General features: G+C 43.8%; 23 protein-coding genes. 14 read left to right on the forward strand and 9 right to left on the reverse strand.

Annotated features, from left to right (window positions below; genetic code table 11):
* Positions 1 to 52: 52 nt before the first annotated feature.
* The gene (locus FM038_RS01305; RefSeq protein WP_185965809.1) at positions 53 to 1,486 is read left to right on the forward strand and encodes a DUF4145 domain-containing protein; all 1,434 of its coding nucleotides are present in this window, start codon (positions 53 to 55) and stop codon (positions 1,484 to 1,486) included.
* Between the two features lie 120 nt (positions 1,487 to 1,606).
* Complete coding sequence (locus tag FM038_RS01310) at positions 1,607 to 2,884, forward strand: hypothetical protein (RefSeq protein WP_223292976.1); 1,278 nt, start codon at positions 1,607 to 1,609, stop codon at positions 2,882 to 2,884.
* A 23-nt stretch (positions 2,885 to 2,907) separates the two neighbouring features.
* Here the strand turns inward: FM038_RS01310 and FM038_RS01315 are convergent, their stop codons facing one another.
* Both FM038_RS01315 and FM038_RS01320 read right to left on the reverse strand, forming a co-directional pair.
* The gene (locus FM038_RS01315) at positions 2,908 to 3,267 is read right to left on the reverse strand and encodes a hypothetical protein (protein WP_142873022.1); all 360 of its coding nucleotides are present in this window, start codon (positions 3,265 to 3,267) and stop codon (positions 2,908 to 2,910) included.
* Between the two features lie 188 nt (positions 3,268 to 3,455).
* Complete coding sequence (locus tag FM038_RS01320) at positions 3,456 to 4,418, reverse strand: LysR family transcriptional regulator (protein ID WP_142873021.1); 963 nt, start codon at positions 4,416 to 4,418, stop codon at positions 3,456 to 3,458.
* A 107-nt stretch (positions 4,419 to 4,525) separates the two neighbouring features.
* Between FM038_RS01320 and FM038_RS01325 the strand changes: the two genes are divergently transcribed.
* Positions 4,526 to 5,728 (forward strand): multidrug effflux MFS transporter, encoded by a 1,203-nt coding sequence (locus FM038_RS01325; protein ID WP_142873020.1) that lies wholly within the window; start codon positions 4,526 to 4,528, stop codon positions 5,726 to 5,728.
* A 216-nt stretch (positions 5,729 to 5,944) separates the two neighbouring features.
* Here FM038_RS01325 and FM038_RS01330 read toward each other — a convergent pair whose 3' ends face one another.
* Both FM038_RS01330 and FM038_RS01335 read right to left on the reverse strand, forming a co-directional pair.
* Positions 5,945 to 6,706, reverse strand: coding sequence for a hypothetical protein (locus FM038_RS01330; protein ID WP_142873019.1), 762 nt, complete (start codon positions 6,704 to 6,706; stop codon positions 5,945 to 5,947).
* Positions 6,685 to 6,921 (reverse strand): hypothetical protein, encoded by a 237-nt coding sequence (locus tag FM038_RS01335; RefSeq protein WP_142873018.1) that lies wholly within the window; start codon positions 6,919 to 6,921, stop codon positions 6,685 to 6,687. Before FM038_RS01335 ends, FM038_RS01330 begins: the two co-directional genes overlap by 22 nt.
* A gap of 258 nt (positions 6,922 to 7,179) precedes the next feature.
* Between FM038_RS01335 and FM038_RS01340 the strand changes: the two genes are divergently transcribed.
* From FM038_RS01340 to FM038_RS01350, 3 genes are all read left to right on the forward strand, one after another.
* On the forward strand, positions 7,180 to 7,773 hold the full coding sequence (locus FM038_RS01340) for a tRNA-uridine aminocarboxypropyltransferase (RefSeq protein WP_142873017.1): 594 nt from the start codon (positions 7,180 to 7,182) through the stop codon (positions 7,771 to 7,773).
* 446 nt (positions 7,774 to 8,219) lie between these two features.
* Positions 8,220 to 9,812, forward strand: coding sequence for an EAL domain-containing protein (locus FM038_RS01345; RefSeq protein WP_142873016.1), 1,593 nt, complete (start codon positions 8,220 to 8,222; stop codon positions 9,810 to 9,812).
* The gene (locus FM038_RS01350) at positions 9,813 to 10,172 is read left to right on the forward strand and encodes a hypothetical protein (RefSeq protein WP_142873015.1); all 360 of its coding nucleotides are present in this window, start codon (positions 9,813 to 9,815) and stop codon (positions 10,170 to 10,172) included. It abuts the gene before it with no gap.
* Between the two features lie 11 nt (positions 10,173 to 10,183).
* Here FM038_RS01350 and FM038_RS01355 read toward each other — a convergent pair whose 3' ends face one another.
* On the reverse strand, positions 10,184 to 10,900 hold the full coding sequence (locus tag FM038_RS01355) for a flagellar brake protein (RefSeq protein WP_142873014.1): 717 nt from the start codon (positions 10,898 to 10,900) through the stop codon (positions 10,184 to 10,186).
* Between the two features lie 259 nt (positions 10,901 to 11,159).
* On the opposite strand from FM038_RS01355, the gene FM038_RS01360 reads away from it, so the two are divergent.
* The 4 genes from FM038_RS01360 (at position 11,160) to FM038_RS01375 (ending at position 15,201) form a co-directional block, all read left to right on the forward strand.
* Complete coding sequence (locus FM038_RS01360) at positions 11,160 to 12,488, forward strand: M16 family metallopeptidase (RefSeq protein WP_142873013.1); 1,329 nt, start codon at positions 11,160 to 11,162, stop codon at positions 12,486 to 12,488.
* Positions 12,485 to 13,942 (forward strand): M16 family metallopeptidase, encoded by a 1,458-nt coding sequence (locus FM038_RS01365; RefSeq protein ID WP_142873012.1) that lies wholly within the window; start codon positions 12,485 to 12,487, stop codon positions 13,940 to 13,942. Before FM038_RS01360 ends, FM038_RS01365 begins: the two co-directional genes overlap by 4 nt.
* Positions 13,943 to 14,129: 187 nt before the next feature.
* Positions 14,130 to 14,690, forward strand: a complete 561-nt coding sequence (locus tag FM038_RS01370) for a hypothetical protein (RefSeq protein WP_142873011.1) — start codon at positions 14,130 to 14,132, stop codon at positions 14,688 to 14,690.
* Positions 14,671 to 15,201, forward strand: a complete 531-nt coding sequence (locus FM038_RS01375) for a hypothetical protein (RefSeq protein WP_142873010.1) — start codon at positions 14,671 to 14,673, stop codon at positions 15,199 to 15,201. Before FM038_RS01370 ends, FM038_RS01375 begins: the two co-directional genes overlap by 20 nt.
* 21 nt (positions 15,202 to 15,222) lie before the next feature.
* On the opposite strand, the gene trmL is transcribed toward FM038_RS01375, so the two are convergent.
* A complete protein-coding gene (gene trmL / locus FM038_RS01380; RefSeq protein WP_142873009.1) occupies positions 15,223 to 15,687 on the reverse strand; it encodes a tRNA (uridine(34)/cytosine(34)/5-carboxymethylaminomethyluridine(34)-2'-O)-methyltransferase TrmL in 465 nt (154 codons plus the stop codon).
* A gap of 181 nt (positions 15,688 to 15,868) precedes the next feature.
* Here trmL and FM038_RS01385 point away from each other — a divergent pair, with 181 nt between their 5' ends.
* Positions 15,869 to 16,822: a LysR family transcriptional regulator gene (locus FM038_RS01385; RefSeq protein WP_142873008.1), complete on the forward strand. Its 954-nt coding sequence runs from the start codon at positions 15,869 to 15,871 to the stop codon at positions 16,820 to 16,822.
* Positions 16,823 to 17,072: 250 nt separating this feature from the next.
* On the opposite strand, the gene FM038_RS01390 is transcribed toward FM038_RS01385, so the two are convergent.
* The 3 genes from FM038_RS01390 to exaC all read right to left on the reverse strand — a co-directional run bounded on the left by FM038_RS01390 (position 17,073) and on the right by exaC (position 21,319).
* Positions 17,073 to 17,969 carry a YjjW family glycine radical enzyme activase gene (locus FM038_RS01390; RefSeq protein WP_142873007.1) on the reverse strand — a complete coding sequence of 299 codons (897 nt, stop codon included), beginning with the start codon at positions 17,967 to 17,969 and terminating at the stop codon, positions 17,073 to 17,075.
* Positions 17,941 to 19,494 carry a YjjI family glycine radical enzyme gene (locus FM038_RS01395; RefSeq protein ID WP_142873006.1) on the reverse strand — a complete coding sequence of 518 codons (1,554 nt, stop codon included), beginning with the start codon at positions 19,492 to 19,494 and terminating at the stop codon, positions 17,941 to 17,943. The genes FM038_RS01390 and FM038_RS01395 overlap by 29 nt, the downstream gene beginning before the upstream one ends.
* 304 nt (positions 19,495 to 19,798) lie before the next feature.
* The gene (gene exaC, locus FM038_RS01400) at positions 19,799 to 21,319 is read right to left on the reverse strand and encodes an acetaldehyde dehydrogenase ExaC (protein ID WP_142873005.1); all 1,521 of its coding nucleotides are present in this window, start codon (positions 21,317 to 21,319) and stop codon (positions 19,799 to 19,801) included.
* A gap of 299 nt (positions 21,320 to 21,618) precedes the next feature.
* On the opposite strand from exaC, the gene FM038_RS01405 reads away from it, so the two are divergent.
* From FM038_RS01405 to FM038_RS01415, 3 genes are all read left to right on the forward strand, one after another.
* Positions 21,619 to 23,409 (forward strand): sigma-54-dependent Fis family transcriptional regulator, encoded by a 1,791-nt coding sequence (locus FM038_RS01405; protein WP_142873004.1) that lies wholly within the window; start codon positions 21,619 to 21,621, stop codon positions 23,407 to 23,409.
* 123 nt (positions 23,410 to 23,532) lie between these two features.
* Positions 23,533 to 25,041, forward strand: a complete 1,509-nt coding sequence (gene katE1, locus FM038_RS01410; protein WP_142873003.1) for a catalase KatE1 — start codon at positions 23,533 to 23,535, stop codon at positions 25,039 to 25,041.
* A 134-nt stretch (positions 25,042 to 25,175) separates the two neighbouring features.
* Entirely contained in the window at positions 25,176 to 25,670 is a 495-nt protein-coding gene (locus FM038_RS01415) for an ankyrin repeat domain-containing protein (protein ID WP_142873002.1), read from the forward strand.
* Position 25,671 lies beyond the last annotated feature (1 nt).

A 25,671-nucleotide genomic window follows, 5' to 3' on the forward strand; every position in this document is an offset into this window, starting at 1 on the left:
CAATTTTAGGGCTTAAAATCATTGCATTAAATATGTAACTTAAGCCCTAAGAATATGGAGCAGAGCTGTGCTTACTGATGTGGAATTTGTTAGCCAATTTTCTACCGAATTGGGCCGAGATTATGGTGTCGCTAAAAGTTATGTAAGAGATGTGCCAACCCAGGCATTACTTTTATTGCGTAGCTTTACCCATAAATTAACGGATCTATTAGCTGAGTCCCAAGGCGTTGAATTCGACAGCCCAAATTTATATGACCGAATAGAAACCCTCAATAGTAAGCGTGTTATCGATGTACGTATTACTAGAGCCTTGCATCGTTTGCGTGGTGATGGCAATCGTGGTGCTCACCCTGAAAAATATCACTTAACCTCAGAACAATTACTGCAACTTAGCGAAAAGTCGATAAAGAATTTACTGAAACTTATCGAGTCACTCTTTAAGCAAGTCACAAGAAAATCACTCCCTAAGTATAAATTTGAAGCCTTTGATTCATTTGCAGGCCGAGATCTATGTTATCGAGCGATAATGGATGATGATGCCGAGGCTCAGTATTTGGTTGGTATGTCTCTAAAGACGCGCGCCTTGATGCAACAAGAGCAAGAGCAGGCTTTAGAAGCGACCTCAGCTGACACTAACTCCCAAGAGTCTGCTGCAACTGAAACGTTAGTTAAGGCGCAATATTGGTTCGAACAAGCTGCAGAGCGGGATATGAACGCCATGCATGAGCACGGTGTTGCCTTGATCCATGGCTATAATGGTGAACCAGACCTTGTTAGCGGCGAACATGCGGTCGCTAAGGCTGCCGAGGCTGGTGTTGCTAATGCTATGGCCCTGTTAGGCTATTTTTATCAAGTAGGCAGTGAGACAGTTGCTGTGGATTTGAGTAAAGCCGAGTTTTACCTGCAAAAAGCCGCCGATCTGGAACAGTCCGAAGCAATGGCAAATCTAGGGGTCCTTTTTTACCAGCAGGGTAATTTACTCCAAGCCAATGACTTCATTTCTCAAGCTGCTAAGGCCGGTTTTCCTCATGCTCAGTATCATCTAGCGCTTATGTTGGCTAATGGTGAAGGTGCCGACATAGATTTACCAGTCAGTGGACGCTGGATGAAAGAGGCTGCGGAGCAGGGGCAGTTAGATGCTATGTTTTCTCGTGCTCAGGCGATGCTAAATGATGACAGCGCTACTAAGGAAGATTTACAGCAGGCTGAGTCATACCTTAGGGAAGTGATCAAATACGGCCATAGTGTACCTGCCATGATTGAGTTGAGTATTGCATTGGCAGATGGCATGTTAGGTAAAATTGATGTGGTAGGTTCAGCAGCCTTACTTAAACTTGCCAAAGAGCGCGCAAATACTGAAGAGCTGGCTGTCATCAATCCTTTGTGGGACTCCCTGTTACAACAGATTGAAAATGTGCTTTCAATGTCGACTCAGGCCGATGAGTTAGCTGCACTAGAAAAGGCACAAGAGCTTCTGTCTGGTTAAGCCATAAATCCCCTTGTTATTTAACTTTTAAATTCGATAGAGGGATCTTTGAATAAATGACGGTTGCATACAATATGCAATATGTTACATTTGTGTTATTCGAGTTAATAGGAGAGTTCATTGCTGACACATGCAGATGAAGTAATAGCTAGGCAAGATGTTGGTTTTGACTGCCTTCACGCTAATCAGGCACTTAATGAGATAGCTGAGGCTTACGTTAAGTTGGTTCTAGCTGTTGGATCACATGATCCTTTCTATGTTGATGCCTATTATGGACCTGAGATTTGGCGAAGCGAGTGCGAGCTTTTTTCGTTAGTGTCCTTACAAAAAACAGCAGAGTTTCAGCTGAAAAAGCTGATGTTACTCAAGTTAACTGCCGCCGATCCTAAACTGATTTCTCGTCAGGTGTTTTTGCAAAAACAGTTAGCATCTGTGGTGTATTACCTCAAACACCTCCAAGGTAATAAGGGGAGCTTTGATGTTGAGTCTGAAGGTTTATATGATACTCAATCACAGAAGTTTGGCCTGGAGTCATTTGAGTCGGTTCATAATGAAATAGACAAGCTTATTCCCGGTAAAGGCTCATTGGCTGAACGTTTCGAACATTTTCGGGCCAGCTTTGTAGTCCCTCAGAGTAAGATCCCCGCGGTATTTGAAGCTGCAGTGGATAAAGCAAGAGCGCTTACTGGGGCGCATATTGAACTGCCTGATGATGAAAGTTTCAGTATTGAGTTCGTCAACGATAAAATCTGGACGGCGTACAACTGGTACCAAGGTAATTATTCTAGCCTTATACAGCTGAATCAAGATCAGCCACTGTATATAGAGCGCTGCATGGAGTTGGCCAGTCACGAAGGATATCCGGGTCACCATGTATTTAATCTGCTACAGGAACGGGATTTAGTCCGGTGTGAGCAGTGGATAGAGTATGCGGTTTATCCACTTTATAGTCCGATTTCGTTTCTTTCAGAAGGAAGCGCTAACTACGGTCTTAGTCTGATCATGTCCGCCCAAGAAGTGATAGATTTTGAACGAGACCATCTAATGCCATTAGCTGGTATAGAGGGGGATATTGAAAAGTATCACCAAGTGTTAGCTTGCTATAAGAAGCTAGTGTATCTAGATAATTTAGTTTGTGAGCAGTTAACGGATGGGAAGATATCTGAAGAAGATGCTCAAGGTCTACTGATTAAATATGGACTCTATACATCATCGAGAGCTCAGCAGAGAGTTAAGTTTTATCTTTCAAACCGAGCTTATGTGATTAATTATAATCATGGTGAAGATAGTGTAGCGCGTTGGGTGGAAAAGGATGGAGAGACCACAAAATCTGAACAGTGGAAGCGCTTCGAAGCCCTGTTAAAAAGACCGTTAAGCGCCTCACAATTCAAATTATAACTTCGTGTCAGTCTAGCTAATGGTTAGCTGGGGTCGTGCTCGAACGTACGGCCTTGATGGGGTTTAGATTGAGGGCGTTTAGCAGCAAAAGGGTGCTCGTTGAAGATACGACCGTCTTGAGCTTCTGTGAACTCAGCTTGCTGTCCTTGGGTGTCGAAAGCGCTATGCTCTTGCTGCTGGCGAAAGCGAGCTAACTGTTTTTTCAAGAATATTCTGCCAAAAAGGCTCAATAACAGAAAGCTGAACGCGCCAATAAGTAACACGAAAGGCAAGGCGATAAGTGTTAACGTGATAACGGCCAGACCGACTGCAAATGCCATCCAACCTTTGGCGCCGGAGAATCTAGCCTGAAAAGGTGATTGCTGAAATTGACTGTAGATCATAATAACTCCAAAAATTTATCTGTGTTCAGTCTGCTTTTTTATTGACCAGATATCACGTTAAATTGCGTTAATCTGGCTTCGAAAGTGTAACAGATTGTCTGCAAACAGAAGGAGATCTATAGGTTTCCCCCTTCGTTAGTGCGCTAATGATAAGTCATCATCGATTAATCTAAGCTGAATGAGAGTGATTAATTATCATCAAAAGCGTCGGCGACGCTCTTACATATGGTTTCTCTTATCCATTTATGTCCAGGTTCCTCATTATTTCGGCTATTCCACAATAGGACATAGGCTAGAGGTATAAAGTCAAAAGGCAGTGGCAGCTCAGTCAAGGGATATAGCTTTTGGGCGTGACGAGCAAAACTGGAGGGTAAGGTAAATATCAGATCGCTATGGGCACATACACTGGCGGCGCCATAAAAGTCAGGGACTGTGGTACTGAGTTTACGTCTGTGACCTAAGTTGGCTAAGTGATAATCCAGTGCCCACCAATCATTGCCTTCACAACGAACTTGCACATGAGACATCTCAAGATAAACCTCCAGATCCCAATGACCTGAGCCCACAGCGGCAATGATGGGGTGTCCTTGCCTGACTAAACAGATCTGTTTATCGGTAAACAGCGTTTTATGAGCGATACCGTCTGGCAATCTATCGATTTTAAAGTCAGATTGTGGGTGCAGATCTCTGCCTGCGATGCCAAAATCTATCTGTCCTTTTTGTAATGATTGCATCGATTGCTCCATCCAAACGTAAGTGTCTAATTTCAGGTTTGGGGCTGTATTAAGCAGGGGACCGATGAAATATGGCAGTAAAGTTTCATAGGCGCTCTCGACCATAGCAAAGGAGAATTGTCGATTACTGCTGGCTGGAGTGAACCTTGGCGGCTGAGTGAGCTGATATAGGCCCTGCAACATGGCTGGTAGATGTTGGCCGAGTTGGGCTGCATGAGCTGTAGGTCTGAGCCCGTGAGCAGTACGGTGAAATAGAGGATCGTCCAAGGTATCACGTAAACGATTGAGGCTTTTACTTAAGGCGGATTGACTCACGTGAAGTCGACTCGCAGCACGAGTGACACTTTGCTCTTCTAGAAGTACTTGTAGTATCACCAGTAAGTTAAGGTCGATTCGAGCCAGATTATCTAAATTCATCAGTTATTCCTTAAAGGAAATTCAGTTCTGAAATAATACCATTTCTGTTCATATCATGATTGAGCTAAAATTATTACATAGAATATTGCTTCATCCAGAGAATAATCATGCGCCGAAATCTGTTACCCATCTTGATGTCTTTAGTGGTATTAAGCCCACTTGCCATCGATATCTATCTACCCTCTATGCCAACCATGGCTGCTGAGTTTTCTGTCTCAATGAGCGAGGTTCAGTCAACATTAGTTTTGTTCCTTTTTGCTATGGGTGTTGGCCAGATCTTGATAGGCCCACTAGCGGATCGTTATGGTCGACGCCCGATTGCTCTTGGTGGGATTTTGCTATATATCGCCAGTAGTATATTCGCCGCCACAGCCATGGAGTTTCATTGGCTACAGCTTGCGAGAGTGCTTCAAGGTTTAGCGGCTTGTTCGACATCCATCGTTGTCTTTAGCGCCGTTAGAGATTGCTTTACCCCTAAAGAGGGCGCACGCTATTACAGTTACCTCAATGGTGTGATCTGCGTGATCCCGGCACTTGCTCCGACATTGGGTGGCTTGCTTGCCATGCAGTTTGGCTGGCGTTCAACCTTTGTGTTTATGACGCTCTATGCCATAGCCATGATGTTATTGGTAGGCTATCGTCTGCCAGAGACTCGCCCTAGTCACACTGTGACCACAGGACCTTTATATCGATGGTCTCGCTTTAAGCCTGTGTTGAGTGAGCCTCACTTCATGTTTTATGCTTTGTGTTGCATGGCAGGTATGGCGGCGATTTTAAGCTATGTTTCCTATGCACCAGTTTGGTTGATTGATAAATTAGGCGTGTCAGAGCTGACTTTCAGTGGCTTGTTTGGTCTCAATGCTGCCGTCAATATTGCTGCCTGCTTCCTTGCTCCTATGGTGATCAATAAGCTTGGTAATCGCCCTACCGTTATATTAGCGCTCAGTACCATGGTGCTGTCAGCATTATTGCAGGTGTTTGTTCAAGCTGTGGGGCCACAAACTGGTCTACCAGCGGCCTTTAGCTTTATGCTACCTATGATGCTGCTTTGTGTCGGTTTTGCATTACTACTAGGTCCAGCAACCAGTATGGCGCTAGCCGCATTCGGTGAGCGCGCCGGAACTGCAACGGCTATGCTTGGTTTTATTCAGATGAGTGGTGCTTCATTGTTAGCTGGGCTCGTGCAGCAAACGAGTCTAACTGCACCCTATGCAGTGGCGCTTGTGATGGGATGTTTGGCAGTTTCGCTACTGACTATGATGGCCATGTCACGTTTCGATCATTGGCATCAAGAGCAGTATGCGCATTAATAGAAGTTCCTAGGTTTTAGTATCTAGAGCCTAGGATCTGACCTATTTTTAAGCAACACCCTTTGCCCGCTAACTGCTAACCACAGAGGCGGGCTTTTTTATACAAGGCCCTGCTTACCTCGAAAGAGTTGCTCCATTCATTTATTGGCATTCCCACCTTCCATGGCAGTCAGAACATTGATGCCACAACCCAGGGCTGGACTGAATTAATTAGCGTTAAAACCGACCATTGATAGTAGCACCGACTAAGAAGCCATCGGGCCTGTTAGCGTCATCTGAACCAAACAGCTTTGCTGCACTGAAGTTAGCTGCAAAATGTTGGGATATCTGCCACCAGTAAGCTGTTTTCAACCCGTAAAAACTATCGCTATGAGACATATTGGTATGCCATTCAAGATCGCCCGTAGCGATATGTTCAGCGTCTATATCTAGCCATTGGTAGTTTGCGCCGATGGACCATGAGCGATTGATATACCAGTTTAAGTTAATTATCGCCGTATTGACTGTGTTATTTGAGAGGTTTTTGGTGTTAGATGCTCCGGAAGAGACTGACACATAGTCGAGCTTTTCCTGACTTAACTTCGCAGACAGATCTATGCCTGATAGTGGAGTAAATGCAAAGAAGTGGCGATATTCGACTCCGTAACTATCAACAGATTGCTCCATAGCTAGCTGGTACAGTTCATAATCTTTTTCATCGGATTGTTCACTGTTACTGTAGAAGGCACTGAGGGAAGCGCTATTAGTAATGTAGTACCCTGCATTGATGGTGTACGTATCGCTATCTTGATCATAAACGCTGTTCTGTTCGTTTGGATTCACATCTTGATAGGCTAGCCCTAAAAACCAACTTGAGTCAAAAACATAGGTGCCATCAATACTGTAGCTATCAGTATCAAAATCATTATTACCCCCAATACCACGGTATTCGGTATTCATTAAGCTGTATTGTGCGCCTATGTTGGAGCTTTGCGCCATGAAACCATTGAGTGCGTAGGGGCTTTACCGCTGTCCACTTTATCTAAATAGTAGCGATAGTTTAGTTGCCATAGCGTACTGCCATCGTCTCCCAAATCGTCCGCGTAAGTGAGGTTTGCTTCGTGTTGGAATCTATTTGAAATGTTATGTTCTTCGGCATTGATGCTAATGGAAAGCGTCATCAGTATGGTGACTGCTAGACTTGTTTTTTTCATGCTACATCCTTGTTTTTACCATATTTTAACTGCTTCGTACTGTGAGAGTGAAAGAGTCTCTCGACGAAATAAATATCACTCAGGAAAGGCAAAGTTAAAAGAGTATTTTAAAACCATCTTTTCAAGCGTTTAAGGCTCTTTCCTGAGGATATATAAATGTAATGGAAGTGGGCTAAAAATGTAAAGAAACTGCTTGATACAGTTTGTATCTGATGTCAGTTACAATAACTGACTTGCTGATTGAAAATAGAGAGTTCAGTGTCCCGTCCTAACTGCCCTAAATGCCATTACCCTTTAAAAGCTTGCTTATGTGAGAGCATTGAGCAGATGCACGTCTCGACAGAGTTGATCATTTTGCAAGATCCCAGTGAAGTGGGTCATGCTAAAAATAGTGTTCGTTTGTTATCCTTAGTGATCCCTGAAACGCAAGTTATCGTTGGGGAGTTGCCTGAAGACTTTTTGAAGTTGCGTCAATATCTTAATATCAGTAGCAAGCCTATTTATCTGGTTTACCCTTCCGATAAGAGCCGCAATGTTGAAGAGGTAAACTTAGAAGGGGAGGTCATTTTATTGTTGCTCGATGGTACCTGGAGAAAAGCGTATAAACTTTTGCAGCTCAACCCTTGGTTGTTAGATTACCCTAGCTTACATCTGGACCTTGAGTCTGCATCGAACTACACCATCAGAAAAGCGAGTCGCAGTGACAGCCTATCGACTCTTGAAGCTTCGGCTATGATGTTGCAAGCCATTGAACCAAAAGTAAATGTAACTCCTCTGACTAAAGCTTTACGTGCTTTGGTGGATCAAAGGTTGAACGCTATGCCTGCTGAAGTAAGAAAGCGCTACCAATGAGTAGATAGTAATGTTCTTCACGGGATGAGTATTTTGTGATGAATATCAGATAACTCTTAATAAAACAGTAAATTGATCACGCTAATTTACGATTAGATGGGGTCTAATGTACTTGAATCATCTGTATTGCAGGTGGTGTGAAAGCTGCGTCGGTATACTGTCCATGCAGGGAGGCAGTATGTGAGGCATTTGTTTGCCTAAATCGACGCAGCTTTTACTCTTTGTTACATTCTCTTGAGTAAGAACACTTTTCACTACCCTTTTTTACTTCTCTCAAAACTGAAATTGCTCTTTTGTAATATATATCTATATTTAGATGATTTTTATGCTCTTTTTGATAAATCAGAGGGTAATATATAGGTTAACTTGTACTTTGTTCTTGGGAGAGAGCTCAGTGAACCTTGCAATCCTAATGAGCTATGCAGCGTTAGAAGGCCATTATCAAAATGAAGTTTAAATCGCTATCTTCTTTTGGACTTTACTCTACATTCATGATTATCATTTTAGCTGTTATATCCTACCTGTATGCATTTTGGAAAGTTTTTAGTGAAGTTGAATCCGACTCTAAGCAATTGCTCAATTATGTCGAACATAAATTGTGGGTTGCAGGCAATAGCCTAGAAAAGCTTAACCAAATTTACTTCTCTTCCTGTGATTATCTGGGGCAAGAAACGCTCGAAGAATTTCTTTTCGATCATCTTGGCGCGGGTTTATTTCTTATTCGGCATAAAAGCTCTAGCCCCTGGACCTATTGCTCTGTGGTTGGAAATATAAAGGTGTCACAGAGAGATCGTAATTTTAAAAACTTGATGTATCTGGATGAAGGTAAAAGAAGAGCGATATCTGTAATGGGATATGATTGGCAGGGGATTGAGAAGAGAGATTTATTTCTCTCCTTAGAATCCACAGATAGAATCAATGCCGTACGGATCGCACTGGAAGACAGCTACTCATTTTTTGAAGATCAATGCACTGATTGCAGACATGTTGAGGTCAGGCTGGCGAACGATGACTTAATTTTTGAATTGGGTGGGATTAAAAGCGGTGTACTGACCGGTATTAGAGCCATAAGTACGAAGTTCCCACTTTATATTGATGCAGTAGTAGGAATAAATCGGGTAAGGGAAGTGATGTTAAGTTCGTTAATTTTCACTGCACCTATATCAGTAGTATTTTCCTTACTGTGTTTATATATCGTTAATCTACTCAAAGTACTGCATAACTCTTTGAGCTATCGATTGAAAGTCGCAATAAAAAAAGGTGAGTTGGTCGCATACTATCAACCTATTATCGATGCTCAGACTGGTTATATCGTTGGTGCGGAGGCCTTAGTTCGCTGGTTCAAACCCGACGGAACCATAGAGCCTCCCGGGCGTTTTATCCAAATTTTGGAAGAAAGCGAACTGATTAATGAGTTAACGCTGCAACTGCTTAGAAATATTCCAGTCGATTTAGTGGATGTACTCAAGGAGTCACCTAACTTCCGCTGTAGCATTAATCTTGTCCCGCAGCACCTTGAGTCAGCTGACTTTTCTGATCAATTGATTTTGCTTGCTGAGCAAGGTTTTCCTTGTCATCAGTTAGCGATAGAGATAACTGAAAGATATCCGCTTAAAAATCTTCGTCAAGCTAGAATTAATGTAGATAAAATGAAAGCATTAGGGGTTTGTATTGAATTAGATGATGCAGGCACTGGTTACGGCGGCGCCTCTTATCTGCAAGAGCTAAATATCGATGTAATGAAGATTGATAAGCTTTTTGTCGATACCTTGATTATCTCACCAGATAGAACTCAGGTGCTAGATGCCAACATTCAGATGGCACTTACTTTGGGTATGCAAATTATTGCCGAAGGAGTAGAAGCTAGCTCTCAATCAAAAACCTTACTAGACAAAGGTGTTCGTTTTCAACAAGGTTTTTTATTTGCAAAACCTTTATCTGCTGTCGAATTTGTTGCCTTTTGGCATGAAAGTTATCAAGCTCATGATAAGAGTGACAGTACTGATATACCGAGTTTATGCGCGATCAAGGAGGAGTAAATGCCGTTCAAAATTAACCGTCTTAGTAGTAAATCTTGGCTCGTAGCCGGGATCTGCCTATGTGTCTCAACACTTGCTGCTGCATCAGATAAGCAAAGCTTGTCTGAAAAAGCGGATGTAGCAAGAGAGGAGTCTAGGCAGATAGAGCAAGAGCAGCTACAAAAAGCCAGTGAAGCCGCTGCAAAAACTCAGGCTCGCGAAACAAAGATTTATAAAAAAATGTTGCCCAATGATTGGGAAGCAGAGCAGAAAGATAAAGCGCAAAAACAGTTTAATGAACGAGAGTCCCGAGAGAACAAGTATCTAAGAGAAGCCAAAGAAGCTGCAACACAAGAGCGAAAAATACCTAAACCGGGCTAAAAATTATCGAGTTAGTCAGTGTCAGATTGCTGTAAAAGGTGATTGAGAATAACTTTTTGTACGAATATTTCTGCTTCACGTTGGACGCTATCTAAGACAAAGCCATACTGAGTATGCTGTTTGTCATGCTCTATGCTGAGTATGTTTTTGACTGTGATTGGCATAAATAAGGTTTCCATTTCTGGCATGATTTTAACTTGGAGTAAGTAGGAGTGCTCTTTCTTTATCGTGTTTATTTTTTTGCATACAAAGGCACCTCCTTTTATTGATATATCGCTCAAGTATCCATGTGCTAGAGCCGCTACTTCATTAGATTCTCCAACTTGATCCGATGTAGGTTTGAGTGAAGATTCAACATTAATTGGGATCCTAGAATGTTGCCTTAGTGCTACCTTCTGTATCTCTTTTGGGTAATCTATAAGAAGCCAGCGACCCGAACTATTGACGAGTTTTTGAATGCAAGTTCTAAAAGCTATGACATTCGCATCTGGCTCATCACTTTTAACTATTCGAATAATGACTCCTTGTGATTGAGCAATAAAGTCACTGGCCTGTTGCCAATTTTTGTCCGAACCAAGGGCCAGAATAATCGCCACCTGAGGATCGACTCCGATCAGCCTGGTTCTCAGCCTTATTGGTTGAGTTGGAGTGAGAATTTGGATATTGACCTCGGTATTACAGGCAATATTATCAAGATAAGAAAATTCGTAAGCTTGTGATTGAGGCACGTATTACTCTCCCTTTTTCTACCTAAACCATAGCAGTTGTAAAAAAAATGGTCTGTCTATTTTATTTTCAATTAGTTACAACTGTTTAACCTTTACTTGCTGCCATCACTTGATTTTATTCCTGTTTTACCATCTTATAGTGGCACTGATTTTATCTCTTAAGTGTGGTTATACACTTTAAGAACGAGATCGATTCTTAACCATTATACCGATTGGTATTACTTCATAAATTAAGTCTGCTCAAATAGAGGGAGCGAAAATGATTCGCAATATTTTAGGGATAGTGCTGATGTTAGGGGCCTTTGCCTCAGCTGCAGTGCAGGCGACCCAAGCTGAAGATATCAAGAGTTTTACTCTAGATAACGGTATGAAAATTATGGTGTTGGAAGATTCATCGATTCCAAATGCCAACATGTATCTATTTTGGAAAGTCGGCTCTCGTAATGAGGTTCCTGGCATCACTGGTATCTCTCATTTCTTCGAACATATGATGTTTAATGGGGCTAAAAAATATGGTCCTAAGATGTTCGACCGTACTATGGAGGCCGCTGGTGGGGCAAACAACGCCTATACCACAGAAAACTTAACCGTTTATACAGACTGGTTTCCTGCAAATGCGTTAGAAACCATCTTTGATCTCGAAGCAGATCGTATTGCTCATTTAGATATCGATGCCAACATGGTGGAGAGTGAGCGTGGTGTTGTAGCCTCTGAGCGAACTACTGGCTTGGAGAACTCTAACTGGCGCACTCTACAAGAAGAGTTAAAAGGTATTGCCTTCAGGGCACATCCATATAGCTGGTCGGTGATTGGTCATGAGTCAGATATTGCCGCTTGGACCATAGATGATCTGGTTGAGTATCATAAGACCTATTATGCGCCAAACAATGCAGTGGTCGTCATTGCTGGAGATGTAAAACTTAACGAAGTTAAAGCATTAGCCAATAAATATTTCGCTCCAATCCCTGCCCAAGCCCCACCAAGGGAAGTAAAAACCGTTGAGCCGCTACAAAAAGGTGAGCGTCGCACTCACATTCAAAAAGCATCGGTAAGCACACCCAATGTCATGCTTGCATACCATGTTCCAGCAACGTCTCATGCTGACTACTATGCGTTGGATCTGCTGTCTACTGTACTGAGTCAGGGTAACAGTTCGCGTTTGTATCAGTCGTTAGTGGAGAAGCAAGTTGCCATAGAGGTGGAGACTTATCTGCCGATGACAATCGACCCTAACCTTTTCTATGTGATGGGGGTCGCCAATCCCGGGATCACTGCACTCGAATTAGAGAAAGGCATGATTGCGGAGATTAATAGCATCGCCCATGAGGGAGTGGCGAAAAATGAACTTGAGAAAGCTAAGAATATTAAACTAATGGATTTTTATCGCTCGATGGAAACGATAAATGGTAAGGCAAACACAGTTGGTACTTACGAGCTTTATTTTGGTAGTTTCGAGAAACTTTTTAATGCGCCTGAAGCATACAACAAAGTCACTCCGGAAGATCTTCAGCGTGTGGCTCAAACTTACTTACGACGAGCAAACCGTAGTGTTGCGGTGCTGGCTGCAACAGAGGAGACAGATGAATGAAAACATTAACTCATCTTACAAAGCGTTCTAATACGTTGATAGCAGCAATCACACTGGGCAGTGTTTTAGCGTTATCAGCCTGTGCATCTACGTCCACATCCACATCAATAAATTCAAATGTCGATACCGCTAGCTTTACAATGCCAGCCTATGAGCAGTTGGTACTAGATAATGGGCTAACCATTTATTTAATGCCCCAAAGAGAAGTTCCTCTGGTGACTGTGAGTGCCATTGTGCGGGCCGGTGCAGTCAATGATACAACTTCTGGTGTCGCTGGAATGACTGCGCAGAGTCTGTTACTCGGCGCCGATGGAAAATCTAAAGCTGAAATAGAGCTGATGGTTGATTTTCTGGGAGCTTCTATTTATGCCGATGCAGGTAAAGAGGGAAGTTACTTAGGTGCTGACTTTATGGCTAAAGACAGCGATAAAATGCTAGCTCTTATCAAGGGTCTGCTGTTATCGCCAAACTTCGATGGTGATGAATTTGATAAGCTTCGCCAACGTCAGATTGCAGGGCTATCTCAGTCAAAGGAAAGCCCGCGTTCTGTGATAAGTCGTTACTTCGATAAACTTATCTTTGCGGATCATCCGTATGGCAATGCGTCATCGGGGACCAGCGCTTCTTTAGCCGAGCTGAATATTTCGCAAATAAGAGCTTTTCATCAAAGTTTTTATCAGCCAGGCAACACGGCAATCAGTGTGGTCGGTGACTTTGATATTAAACAGATGAAAGTAAAACTCAGTAACTTGTTTGGCCAATGGCAAAATGGTGAAGCTATAGTAGCCCCCTCGCTTAAGGCGCAACAGCCTGAGTTAACAGCTCCTAAGGTGTTATTAGTTGATAAGAGCGATGCCATAGAAACAACGTTTTTAATCGGTGGCAAAGGAGTCTCGCGTGATAATCCAGATTATGTGGGTTTGAATGTCGTTAATACTATCTTAGGTGGTCGCTTTACCTCTTGGCTCAATGATGAGTTGAGAGTCAATGCTGGCCTTACTTATGGCGCAAGATCTGGCTTTATTCGCTATTCAGAAGGTGGTGTCTTTAGGATTAGTACCTTCACTAAAACGGCGACGACCAAAGAGACTATCGATCTGGCATTGAAAACTTATGCAAGGTTGTGGGAGCAAGGCATAGATCAACAGACCTTAGATTCGGCCAAAGCCTATGTGAAAGGCCAATTTCCACCTAAGTTTGAAACCAGTGGTCAGTTAGCAGGTTTGTTATCTGATATGTATCTTTATCAGTTCGATGATGGGTTTATCAATGAGTTTCAAGCTAAAGTTGATGGACTCACTTTAGCAGAGACTCAGAGACTCATCGGCAAGTATTTTCCTCAAGAAAATCTTCAATTGGTCTTGATTGGTAACGCTGAAAAAATTGCACCTATAGCGGCTGAGTATGGTGAGGTGAAAACCTTAGATATAAAAGCAGTTGGCTTTGGAGGCTAGTTAGCTCGACTCCAACTTCGAGTGATCGAAGGCTATAAAGCTATTTGGCTTTATAGCCTTTTTTATTTTAAGTATACCGACCCAGATTTTAGCATTTACTTGCCTTGCTTATACATCGAGCTTTCCTTTTGCTTTTGCTGTTCTACACTTGTTGCTAGGAATAGAATGACAAGGAGGGCTGAAATAGATGAATAATGCCCAGCTCAGCAGTCAAGCAATGGCGATCCAACAAACTGATACTGAAGTCGATTGGTGTCATATTCAAGAAAGTATCAAAATTCTCTTACTCGCGATGGCACAGATTGAACTGTCATTAACTGATGGTGAGCAAAATGTCACATCACTGGGTGAGTTGTTTACCGATATGGCTAAGCATTTAGAGGGGATGAATAATTATCTGATCCAACTCAAAGATACCCCCAGCGAAGTGTTATCCCATGGTGAAAACCTTGCCTCTGCCGTTAATGAAGGAGTGGTAGCATTCCAGTTCTATGATCGTGTTTCTCAACGTCTACAGCACGTGATAATGGGGTTAGCATTGATGGAAGAAGTGCTTAGTAACCAAAAGGAGCGGATCTCGCCAGATGCTTGGGATAAACTTCAGGAGGAGATAGAAGCAAGTTATTCACTTGATTGTGAGAAGAAAATGTTTGATCTTGTTCTACAAGGAGTCCCGGTACATGAAGCGTTAAAGCTTTATAAGGATCAACATCAAACCACACCAGAAGATGATATCGAGTTGTTTTAGACTAGGTTTATTGCTTGTACTGCTTTTTCCTTGCTTATCTTGGGCTGAAAAGGTGAAGTTTAGTGAATTCTGTGTGGCCATGGCTGGTGATTGGCAAGGGAGTGCTGCTAAGTTAAAGCAGCTGCCAGTTCAGGTCTCAGTACAGTCGATCTGTTCTCATGACCAACGCCAATTACTTATCTCTGTAAGTCGCAATGCTAACCATAAATTTAGTGAAACTTGGTGGTTCAGGCATAGAGGTGAGTCGACTTTTCTCACCTATTTTGATGGCGTCACCGAGGACAAATATCAAAGCTTTAGCTTGTATCGTCAATATGGCAATTATACCTTGCTGGGCGAGGGAGAACTAAATAAGCGTCCCGCGCTAATTCAACTCAGATTTGAACGTAAAGCCCCCGGCTGGCTATGGCTGCAGAATGTGCAATATCTTGACGATGACACTGATAGATATCTCTTTTATCGCGGCATCGAGATGATGCCTATTTCCCTGCATAAAGCTCCTAGGATCTAGAATCTAGGAACTAGGATCTGCTTATAACGCCCCTTCGAAACCCACTTGTCTCCATGCCTCATAACTGATGATAGCCACTGCATTTGACAGGTTGAGGCTGCGGCTATTAGCCATCATCGGGATTTTTAGACGCTGTGTCGTGGGAAGTGATTCGATGATCTCTATCGGTAATCCGCGAGTCTCAGGTCCGAACAGCAGTACGTCGTCTTTCTCATAAGCGAGCTCAGTATGGGGTCTGCTGCCCTTGGTGGTACATGCCATGATGCGTTTTCCAGCCATTGCCTCCAAAAAACTTTCAAAATCTTTATGGCGGGTTACCCGGGTTAGGTCACTGTAATCTAGCCCAGCACGACGAAGTTTCTTCTCTTCCAGATCGAAGCCCAGAGGCTCTATCAGGTGTAACTGACAGCCATTGTTGGCACAAAGACGGATGATGTTACCTGTATTGGGTGCGATTTCTGGCTCAAAGAGTGCGATATGAAACATGCTGACCTGCTAAGAAGTTGAATAGGTAATAATCTGTGATTATACGGGAAATATTGCTGGGTAGAAAACGGCGCTTGTTTTGTTCCAGATTCAGGCGCAGCGCATTGGTATTACCCCATTTTTCGGTATACTCAGCTCAAGCAGCTGATAGCTAGTGTGCACTTGGTAAATGGAACAGGTAATGGATTTAATAAAACTCTCACGTATCAGTATGAAGCATTTGATCACCTTGCATGTGATGCTAGATACCCTCAGCGTAACCGCCAGTGCACAGAGGCTCTGTTTAAGTCCATCTTCAATCAGTAAGACTCTGGGACAACTGAGAAGTAGCTTGAATGATGAGCTGTTTTATCGTCATGGGAATAAATTAGTAGCGACTCCTTTAGCACGCCGCCTCGGTCCAAGTGTGCATCAGATGATCAATGATATGAATCAGATCATGACACAAGAAGCCTTCGATCCCGCTCGTTATCAGGGACGCTTCTCGTTAGCCATGCGAGAGAGTACCTTTGAGCTACTGGCGGCTAAGTTAAGTGCACATGTGTTGGCACTGGCACCTAATATTCGTTTGGATATCTGGTCGAAGGACAGTGTCGGTTTCGATGGCTTGTCGAAAGGGACCTTGGACTTTATCATTTTACCCCATGATCGTAGCCAGCCACCTAGTACTCAGAGCGATCTTGTGTGGGAGACATTGATTAATGATGAGATGGTTTGTCTGATGAGTCCGGCGCACCCTTTACTGAATAAAGCGAATAAAGCGCCGGTTTTCACCTTAGATGATTATTTGAGTTACGGTCATATCGGTATTACTGATAAGGATCTCAATACGCCATTTTTTGAAATGCAGCTAGCGCAACAAGAGTTGCAGCGTAAAGTGGCTATCTCTGTACCGGATTTCGGTGCAGCAGCCTTGATGTGTCACCACAGTGAGTTGTTGTTTACCTGTTCTCGTCGTTGGGCCGAAACGGCCTTTCAGGCGAAAGGTTTACAGATAAAGCCTTTGCCTTTTAGTTATGGAGAGGTGGTGTATAGCCTAGTTTGGCATAGACCGAGTATGAATGATCCGGCGCATCGTTGGCTGTATCAACAGATTTTAGCATGTCATCAAGAGGCGCTTCGCTTCCAAGGATGAAACCGCAGAGCGGCCAGGGGTGGCTTTACAGCGACCCACAGAAGTAGCTACATATTGGCCTGCTGCAAGCAATAAATATCAACGAAGCCATGCTTGCCTGATGACACCCAAATACCAAGCTAGCCAAATGAACCGACAACAGGTACTTACTAACTTGTGAGCTGACAAGTAAATACGTTTTTGTTTACACGCGTGACAAGAATGGCCATAGATGATTGTCAGCTGGAAGTAGTCGGGTAATGAGCGGCAGTTAAATATAAACTTTGGGCAAAATTATCGGTTTTACGCCTCGCGCTGTCAGCTGACTTGCCAGTCTTTCGATATTATCCTTTGAACAGGTTTGCCATGTTAATGCTTCTCCCGTTACACCGTGGTGTTGAAATGCATTGAGCTTGATCCGTGTCTCACAAGGAAGCTGAGTTAAGAAGCTTGCCAGCGCATCAATTTCAGATTCAAAATCAGTCACGCCAGGTATTTGTAATAATCGTACTTCATAGAGTTTATTGTGCTGACTTAGTAGTTTTAGAGACCTAAATACCTTGTGGTTATCACGACCCGTGATGTACCTATGGGTCTCCTGTTGCCAGGCTTTTAGATCTATCATTGCGCCATCTATATAGGGGAGAAGCTTTTGCCAGCCGAGTTCGCTTAGGCTGCCGTTACTATCGATCATGCAAGATAAGTGCTGCAGCTCATCACTGGTCTTGATGGCCTGAAATAGGGCACTAACGAAATGAAGCTGTAGTGATGCTTCACCGCCGGAAACGGTTATCCCCGAGATAAATGGATTCTGCTCGCGGATCACTTCCAGCAGCTGATCGACATTATATTTTCGAGTCTTAGGGCTGGATTGCCGAGGGCATACGGCTAAACAGGTGTCACACTCTGAGCATAAGTCGCTATTCCAGCGGATGGTATTTTTACCACCCGTTGATGTCATGATCAGGGCTTGAGTAGGACAGTGTTCAATGCAATCACCACAACTATCACACCTGTCTATTGTATGCGGATTGTGGCAGTTCTTGCAGTTGTAGTTGCAGCCTTGCAAAAAAATAACCAGCCGGCTTCCAGGCCCATCGACACAGGAGAAGTTGATAATCTGATTGACTGACGCCGTTTTACTTAGCGTAGACAGGCGATTGCTCATGACTCGTGACTCTTGGTTTGCGATTTAAAATTCCGGTATTAGCGGCCGCTTCAGCACCTAAACCTGTGGTATTGGTACGGGAGCCTTGCTGCTTGAAGTTAGCTATATCGGATAATTTAATCATGTAGCCTGTGACTCGAACTAAATCGTTAGAGGCTACATTGGCGGTAAACTCACGGAAACCTAAGCTGAGTGCCCCTTTACAGAGTTGGTACATGGCTTCGGGATTAGACTTTACTGTCTCATCGATAGTTAAAATATCGCTGATCCCGGAAGTGTAATACTGGTGATGTGCGGCTAACGCTCGTATATGGGATATGGGATCGGGTTCGGTACCATAAGGGATCCGTACACCGGGAGTCACGTCAATATCTAAGCTGATCCCTCCTTGTGAATGCAGGAGAGCACGCCCATGGTAGCCATAGGTGACGGGAGTAGATTTTACTATGCTATCCAGCGCGGCAGAGATCCGATGGCCTAGGTCATTGGCGACCTTATTATGACCGTAATGCTTACTCGGCTTCTCTGATGCCACTTCTGATAACTCTGGATTCCCCAGCAATATGTTTACCGCTTCTGCCATGCCGTAAATGCCGAACATAGGTGCAAACCTTTGCTCCTCAATTAACCCCTCTTTGACCAGAAAACTGTCGAAGAAGTGTGATTCTTGGTGGAGAAATTTGCTACGTGCTTCGATCAGTTCATAGGTTAGTTGGCAATAATGGGGCAAGGTCTGGCTAAAGAAACCCTCTATGTTGTCAGCTTTAAGTGCGACCTCTTTAAGATTAAGGCGGACTAAAGTATTGGCGCCACCTGCTAAAGGTAATGAGTTATAACAGCTTACAATTCCGAATCCCTGTTTGTCATAAGCATTTTTGTGTATGGGATAGTTGGCGATATGCGGCTTGCTGCATTCGCAGATGTTACTCGCGGCGACCTGCAATAACGCATCCGGTGTAATATCTGGATCGTACATAAAGGTGAGGTTTGGCGCTATCTGCTTTAGCTCGGCATCGACCCTAAGAATCGTTCGACAGATGATATTGTCGCTTGGCCCTATGTTGACATGCATAAAGGCGTCGGGAAGCGTACGATCGAGCATGATCCAGAAGAGTTTTATTTTTCGGTAAATTAGCTCTTCATCTAGGCCATCAACGAAAGGCATCAGAATCTCATCAAGCTGACCCAGATAAACGGGGATATTAGTCACCGAGGGAACGTGGTGATAGATGATGGTCAATGCGTTGAGTGCTTCATCGAGATCTTGAGCAGCTTGCAGTTCAAGGTAATCAGATCCTTGCTGCAAGAATTTAGCATAATCGGGTAAAACATAACGTGGTTTGAATGGCGCATTACCCTCAAACATATCACAGATGATACCTGTACTCTTGGCCTGAGTAACGGCTTCAGAAATTGAGAGGTAAGGTAAACTTGAATCGGCTTCTAATGCTAGATAATTCGATTTTTGCTTTGGAGACAGTCTTGAGTCTCTAACGATTAGTGCCAGTTTTTCCTGCAGGGTCATGGTGTGATATCCACTTATAAAACATGGTTATTAATCTACCTCGTACTAACTATTATCTAAAGTGAAAAACAGTGAGGTTAATATTTCCAAAGAGTAAATCCGTGGGTGGCATTCACACTTAATCAAGTGTGAATACTGGTTTATCTATTCGCAGTTTGCTTGGTTTGCTTTGAAGTTGTCCTGGTGATGAGGTTTAGTACTTAGATTTAGCACTTAGATTTACTGCTTAGATGTAGTGAGCGAAACAGCCATACCCATGAAAGGTATGGCTGTGGATGTGCTACTTTTTAATTTTTACCGATTGTTAGAAAAATCCTAGTGGATTAACATCATAACTTATCAATAAATTCTTGGTATTTTGGTAATGATCTAGCATCATCTTGTGAGTTTCACGTCCGATACCCGAACGCTTATAACCACCGAATGCCGCGTGAGCTGGATAGGCGTGATAACAGTTAATCCACACGCGTCCGGCTTGAATGCCACGTCCCATGCGCTGCGCCTTGTTCATATCGCGAGTCCATACTCCAGCGCCTAAGCCGTACTCGGTATCATTGGCGATAGCCAAGGCTTCGGCTTCATCTTTAAAGGTGGTCACTGAGATAACCGGGCCAAAAATCTCCTCCTGAAAGATACGCATATCGTTAGTGCCTTTGAGGATCGTGGGTTCGATATAGAAGCCACTACTCTGGTCTCCTTCGAGCGTGCACATATTGCCGCCCAGTAACAGCTCAGCACCTTCCTCCTTGCCTATTGCCAAGTAACTTAAAATTTTATCAAACTGTTCCTTAGAAGCTTGGGCGCCAACTTGAGTATCGGTATCGAGTGGATCACCTTGCTTGATGGTCTTAGCACGCTCAATCACCTTAGCGATAAACTTGTCATAGATAGACTCATCGATAAGTACTCTCGATGGACAGGTACACACTTCGCCTTGGTTGAAGAAGGCGAGCAACATGCCCTCGATGGCCTTGTCTAGATACTCATCTTCGTGATCCATCACATCGGCGAAGAATACATTAGGGGACTTACCGCCTAGTTCCACCGTCGAGGGGATCAGTGACTCTGCAGCACACTTGAGAATATGTTGACCAATATTTGTCGAGCCGGTGAAGGCCAGTTTGGCAATACGTTTGCTGGTGGCCAGAGCCTGTCCAGCTTCGGTGCCAAAACCATTGACGATATTGAGGGTTCCCGCGGGCAGCAAATCGCTTATCAGCTCGATGAGTACCAGAATAGATACCGGAGTCTGCTCAGCAGGTTTAAGGACGATACAATTACCCGCTGCTAGTGCTGGGGCGACTTTCCAAGCCGCCATCAACATGGGAAAGTTCCATGGAATTATCTGACCGACGACACCTAATGGCTCCGGGAAATGATAGCTGACGGTATTGGCATCGATATCGGCGGCGCTGCCTTCCTGGGCGCGGATGCAACCGGCAAAATAACGAAAGTGATCGACAACTAAGGGCAGATCGGCGGCGAGAGTCTCACGTACCGCCTTACCATTTTCCCACGTTTCGGCGATGGCTAGGTATTCGATATTTTGTTCGATACGGTCGGCAATTTTTAGTAAGAGGTTAGAACGTTCTGTGACGGAGGTTTTTCCCCAGGATTCTCTGGCCTCGTGTGCCGCATCGAGTGCCAGTTCGATATCTCTCTCGTCTGAGCGAGCCACCTGACAGAACACCTTGCCATTAATCGGTGAGCTATTTTGGAAGTATTTGCCGCCGACTGGGGCTACCCATTCTCCGCCGATATAGTTGTCATACTTGTTTTTGAAATTTATCTTGGCGCCGTCGCTTCCAGGTTGTGCGTAGTTCATGCTATTTGTCCTTTAATTTGTCTTGTTAGATCGCTGTTGCTAAATAGATAGCCGATACTTGTGGTGTATCTTGTTGTTTTAAAATGCAAAGGATTTTCTCTGCTTATGTGAGCTTTCTAGAGGGATATCGCAAACATCGGGCCAAGCTGGCAGGAGTTGTGATATTTGTGAGGTAACAGTATGATGAAAAACTAATTTTTGATGTCTTAATGTGCGAAAACCAGAGAGGCGTTGCACTGGAAGCCTTGCGCACTGTGACATAAGAGCACACTGTAAGTGTGCCAAAATGGAACACTGCTATGACACTAAAGCTCAGCACTCAGCAATTAAATATGCAGCATTGGTTATCTGATTCTTGGCTTCGTAGTCAGGGAGCGGGTTTATCTGAGGCTAGCAACCCTGAAGAGATGAGATTAGATCGCGGCGCGTTGGAAGATCGTCATTTCCATCATAAACAGCTCATCGAGCTGGTTCAAAAGCATGCACTTCCTCTTTTTAGTCAACTTATGTCGCACACCAAGAGTCGATTGATCTTGTCTGATAGCGAAGGTTATGTGCTTTGCCATTGGGGGGTGAGTCAGTATTCGGACAAATTAGCTAACGTTGCCTTAGATGTTGGTGTCAACTGGCAAGAGCAACACAAAGGCACTAATGCCATTGGAACAGCACTAACGGCACAGCAAACGATCTCTGTGGTAGGTGAGCAGCACTTTATCAAGCAACATAGATTTATGAGCTGCACTGCCAGCCCAATCTTCTCGCCTTCTGGTGAATTGATAGCCGCTATCGATATAACCACTGAGCAGCAAAAACACACTCAACAGACCTTACTTTTAGTATCTAGTTTGGCACAGCAAGTTGAAACTGCTCTACTCTGTCATCTGCCACATAGTCACTACCGTATAGACTTGGCCGAGGAGGCTTCCTTGATACATTCAGGTTGGCAGGGGATCGTTATTGCAGACAGTGAAGGTAAGATCTTGGGCACCAATTCTATGGCGAAGAAACTGCTGCATGCGCCAAGCTTAGGCGAGGATATTGGGCGCTACATAGGTAACAAGTGGTCAGAAAATGATGCTATATCTCAACATAGAGAACTGCATTTAAAAACCCAAGCGATTAAGCCAACTAAACCTCAGGTATTGGGGCATCAAGTCGCGGTGCGCTTTAAAGACCCTAAATTGGAGCGTGCATGGCAGCAAGCAAACAAGGTGGTGAGCAGATGTATTCCGCTACTGGTATTGGGTGAGACAGGGGTAGGGAAAGAGCAATTCGTGACTAAGTTGCATAGTCAAAGCCAGCGTCGAAACCAGTCGCTAGTAGCGGTCAATTGCGCCGCCTTACCTGCAGATTTAGTTGAATCTGAATTGTTCGGTTATCAGGCGGGTGCCTTTACCGGGGCGAATCGAAATGGCTATCTAGGAAAAATTCGTCAAGCTGATGGTGGCTTTTTGTTCTTGGATGAAATCGGTGAGATGCCCCTGGCAACGCAAAGTCGTCTGTTGCGAGTATTACAGGAGAAAGAGGTGACTCCTGTTGGCAGTAACCGTTCTTATAAGGTGGATATTCAGATTGTTGCTGCAACTCATACTGATCTGCAACAGCAGGTCGATAATGGCCAGTTTAGGCTGGATCTATTTTATCGGCTCAATGGCTTACAAGTGACCCTGCCGCCCTTAAGGTTGCGTAGTGATATTGAGCGGATTATTCATAAATTGCATAGAAAATATCGAGTCAGAGAGCAGTGCATCTCAAGGCCACTTCTGGAGAAGTTGTTGGCCTACCAATGGCCTGGAAACTTACGTGAGTTGGATAACTTAATGCAGGTGGTATGTTTACTATCCGAAGGGGAGGCTGAGATTAGCTGGCAACACTTACCAGACCATTTACAGCAAACATTGGCTCAAGAACCAGTAGATCTCGTATGCGATACAGATCTAGAAGGTCGTGAATTAGAGAATGTGGTTAATAGCAATATCATTGCCTCCTATGCGCAGTTTCAGGGGAATGTGACTCAATGTGCTAAGCATTTGGGCGTCAGTCGCAATACCCTTTATCGCAAGCTAAAAGTATTAGGCATTAAGAGTTAAGTGATCGCTAATAGAGTTTATTGATTACCTTAATCGATTTAGATTTCTTCTTTTAATTCGTTTTTCGAATATACTGTTTGCAGGCAGAAAAGAGCTTTAGATAATGCATATGGAGGAACTGATATGCATGTTTCCAAGAGCCTTTTATTTATATCTATGGGTTTGACGCTTAGCGTACAAGCCGAGACTATCACTCGTGATAACGGCGCAGCCGTTGGTGATAATCAAAACTCAATTACAGCTGGTAGTAATGGCAGTGTGTTGTTGCAGGATGTTCAGTTAATACAAAAACTGCAACGATTTGCTCGTGAACGTATTCCTGAGCGTGTGGTACATCCACGTGGCGCCGGAGCACATGGCGAATTTGTTGCCAGTGGTGATTTCAGTGAACTGACTCGTGCGACTCCCTTTGCGCAAAAAGGCAAGGTGACACCTGTATTCGTGCGTTTCTCCTCAGTTATTCATTCGAAAGGATCTCCTGAAACCTTAAGAGATCCACGAGGCTTTGCGACAAAATTTTATACTGATGAGGGTAATTGGGATCTGGTAGGTAATAATCTGCCTGTGTTCTTCATTCGAGATGCAATCAAGTTCCCGGATATGGTTCACTCACTCAAGCCATCTCCAGTGACCAATATTCAAGATCCGAACCGCTTCTTTGATTTCTTTAGCCACGAAGCAGGTTCGACCCATATGTTGACCTGGGTTTATACCAATTTAGGCACGCCGAAAAGCTATCGTGAGATGGATGGCTGGGGCGTTCATGCCTATAAATGGGTAACCGAAGACAATAAAGTCAATTACGTTAAATTTCACTGGCAGAGTCAGCAAGGTGTAAAAGGCTTGCGACCTGAAGAAGTTGCTGAAGTACAAGGTAAAAACTTTAACCATATGACAGATGACCTCTATCGAGAGATAGGCCAAGGCAATTTTCCTAAGTGGGATCTGTATGTGAAAGTGTTATCACCAAAGCAGCTAGGTGACTTTGATTACAACCCGTTAGATGCGACTAAGATGTGGCTGGATATCCCCGAGACTAAGGTGGGCACCATGACGCTAAATAGAATGCCGGATAATTTCTTTCTGGAAACTGAACAAGCTGCATTTTCACCTGCAAACTTGATTGCCGGAATCGAGCCATCGGAAGATCGCTTACTTCAGGGGAGAATATTCTCTTATGCCGATACCCAGATGTATCGTCTAGGGGCTAATCATTCCATGCTGCCTATCAACAGAGCAAAGACTAAGGTGATAAATCACAATCAGGAAGGCGCTGCAAACTACGGTAATACTCGTTCCGATATCAATTATCAACCGAGTGCACACTTAGATTTAGCCGAAGATGAGCAGTATAAGGCGGTAAACACTCAGCTGACTGGATACGTTCAGCAGAAGGCCATGACTAAACAGGATAACTTCTCCCAAGCTGGTGTGCTTTACCGTAGCCTGAGTAAGCAAGATAAAACAGATTTGATCACTAACCTGGCTGGTGACTTAGGCAAGGTCAGTGACATTAACGTGAAGACACAGATGCTAAGTCATTTCTATCGCGCCGATAAAGAGTTCGGTCAAAGACTAACTAAAGCTGTAGACGGTAACCTTAGTGATGTGAAGCAAAGCGCCAAGATGTAGCCATGACCTAGTTTGAATTAAGCTGTTATCGATTAAGTCCCGCAAGACGTATATTAAGCTCTTTTCTGCCCTGTTTAGAGAGTGCGTCTTGCGGGCATTTTTTAAGAAATACAACAGTTAGTAAGGAAAGATAGATGAGACTCTACTTCATTTTAATTTCATTTTTCATCGTGGGACTGAGTCATTCTTTCCCAGTAAAAGCCAATGTACTTGATGAAAGCCAAGCACAAAATGCACCAGCCTATGAGAGCAAGGTCGATGAGCTGACAAGTTATTTCTTTGCTGCCGCGAGATTGGGAGATATTGAAGTATTGGCAGCCTTTCTCGATGGAGGATTTCCGATAGATCACCCTAACCAAAAGAGCTACACCGCCCTGATGGTCGCAGCCTATGCGGGACAGCAAGAAGCTACTGAACTGTTATTGCAAAAAGGGGCCGATGCCTGCATTCAGGATAAGCGAGGCAACACCGCCATCATGGGAGCCATGATTAAGGCTGAGTTTCGTATTGTCCGCACCCTGTACACTCACAAATGTGATGTGGCACTAACCAATAAGTCGGGGATGACACTGGAAGAGTTTGCTTTATATTGGGGGCAGGAACATCATTTAATCAGAACTGATAAGTAAT

It is taken from the genome of Shewanella eurypsychrophilus (assembly GCF_007004545.3).
GTDB lineage: Bacteria > Pseudomonadota > Gammaproteobacteria > Enterobacterales > Shewanellaceae > Shewanella > Shewanella eurypsychrophilus.

What these genes read in the sequence shown, in the direction of transcription:
- FM038_RS01315 (WP_142873022.1), bottom strand. Translation starts at nt 3,267, where the DNA reads ATGATCTACAGTCAATTTCAGCAATCACCTTTTCAGGCTAGATTCTCC.
- FM038_RS01320 (WP_142873021.1), bottom strand. Translation starts at nt 4,418, where the DNA reads ATGAATTTAGATAATCTGGCTCGAATCGACCTTAACTTACTGGTGATA.
- FM038_RS01325 (WP_142873020.1), top strand. Translation starts at nt 4,526, where the DNA reads ATGCGCCGAAATCTGTTACCCATCTTGATGTCTTTAGTGGTATTAAGC.
- FM038_RS01330 (WP_142873019.1), bottom strand. Translation starts at nt 6,706, where the DNA reads ATGGCGCAAAGCTCCAACATAGGCGCACAATACAGCTTAATGAATACC.
- FM038_RS01335 (WP_142873018.1), bottom strand. Translation starts at nt 6,921, where the DNA reads ATGAAAAAAACAAGTCTAGCAGTCACCATACTGATGACGCTTTCCATT.
- FM038_RS01345 (WP_142873016.1), top strand. Translation starts at nt 8,220, where the DNA reads ATGAAGTTTAAATCGCTATCTTCTTTTGGACTTTACTCTACATTCATG.
- FM038_RS01350 (WP_142873015.1), top strand. Translation starts at nt 9,813, where the DNA reads ATGCCGTTCAAAATTAACCGTCTTAGTAGTAAATCTTGGCTCGTAGCC.
- FM038_RS01360 (WP_142873013.1), top strand. Translation starts at nt 11,160, where the DNA reads ATGATTCGCAATATTTTAGGGATAGTGCTGATGTTAGGGGCCTTTGCC.
- FM038_RS01365 (WP_142873012.1), top strand. Translation starts at nt 12,485, where the DNA reads ATGAAAACATTAACTCATCTTACAAAGCGTTCTAATACGTTGATAGCA.
- FM038_RS01370 (WP_142873011.1), top strand. Translation starts at nt 14,130, where the DNA reads ATGAATAATGCCCAGCTCAGCAGTCAAGCAATGGCGATCCAACAAACT.
- FM038_RS01375 (WP_142873010.1), top strand. Translation starts at nt 14,671, where the DNA reads ATGATATCGAGTTGTTTTAGACTAGGTTTATTGCTTGTACTGCTTTTT.
- trmL (WP_142873009.1), bottom strand. Translation starts at nt 15,687, where the DNA reads ATGTTTCATATCGCACTCTTTGAGCCAGAAATCGCACCCAATACAGGT.
- FM038_RS01385 (WP_142873008.1), top strand. Translation starts at nt 15,869, where the DNA reads ATGGATTTAATAAAACTCTCACGTATCAGTATGAAGCATTTGATCACC.
- FM038_RS01390 (WP_142873007.1), bottom strand. Translation starts at nt 17,969, where the DNA reads ATGAGCAATCGCCTGTCTACGCTAAGTAAAACGGCGTCAGTCAATCAG.
- FM038_RS01395 (WP_142873006.1), bottom strand. Translation starts at nt 19,494, where the DNA reads ATGACCCTGCAGGAAAAACTGGCACTAATCGTTAGAGACTCAAGACTG.
- exaC (WP_142873005.1), bottom strand. Translation starts at nt 21,319, where the DNA reads ATGAACTACGCACAACCTGGAAGCGACGGCGCCAAGATAAATTTCAAA.
- FM038_RS01405 (WP_142873004.1), top strand. Translation starts at nt 21,619, where the DNA reads ATGACACTAAAGCTCAGCACTCAGCAATTAAATATGCAGCATTGGTTA.
- katE1 (WP_142873003.1), top strand. Translation starts at nt 23,533, where the DNA reads ATGCATGTTTCCAAGAGCCTTTTATTTATATCTATGGGTTTGACGCTT.
- FM038_RS01415 (WP_142873002.1), top strand. Translation starts at nt 25,176, where the DNA reads ATGAGACTCTACTTCATTTTAATTTCATTTTTCATCGTGGGACTGAGT.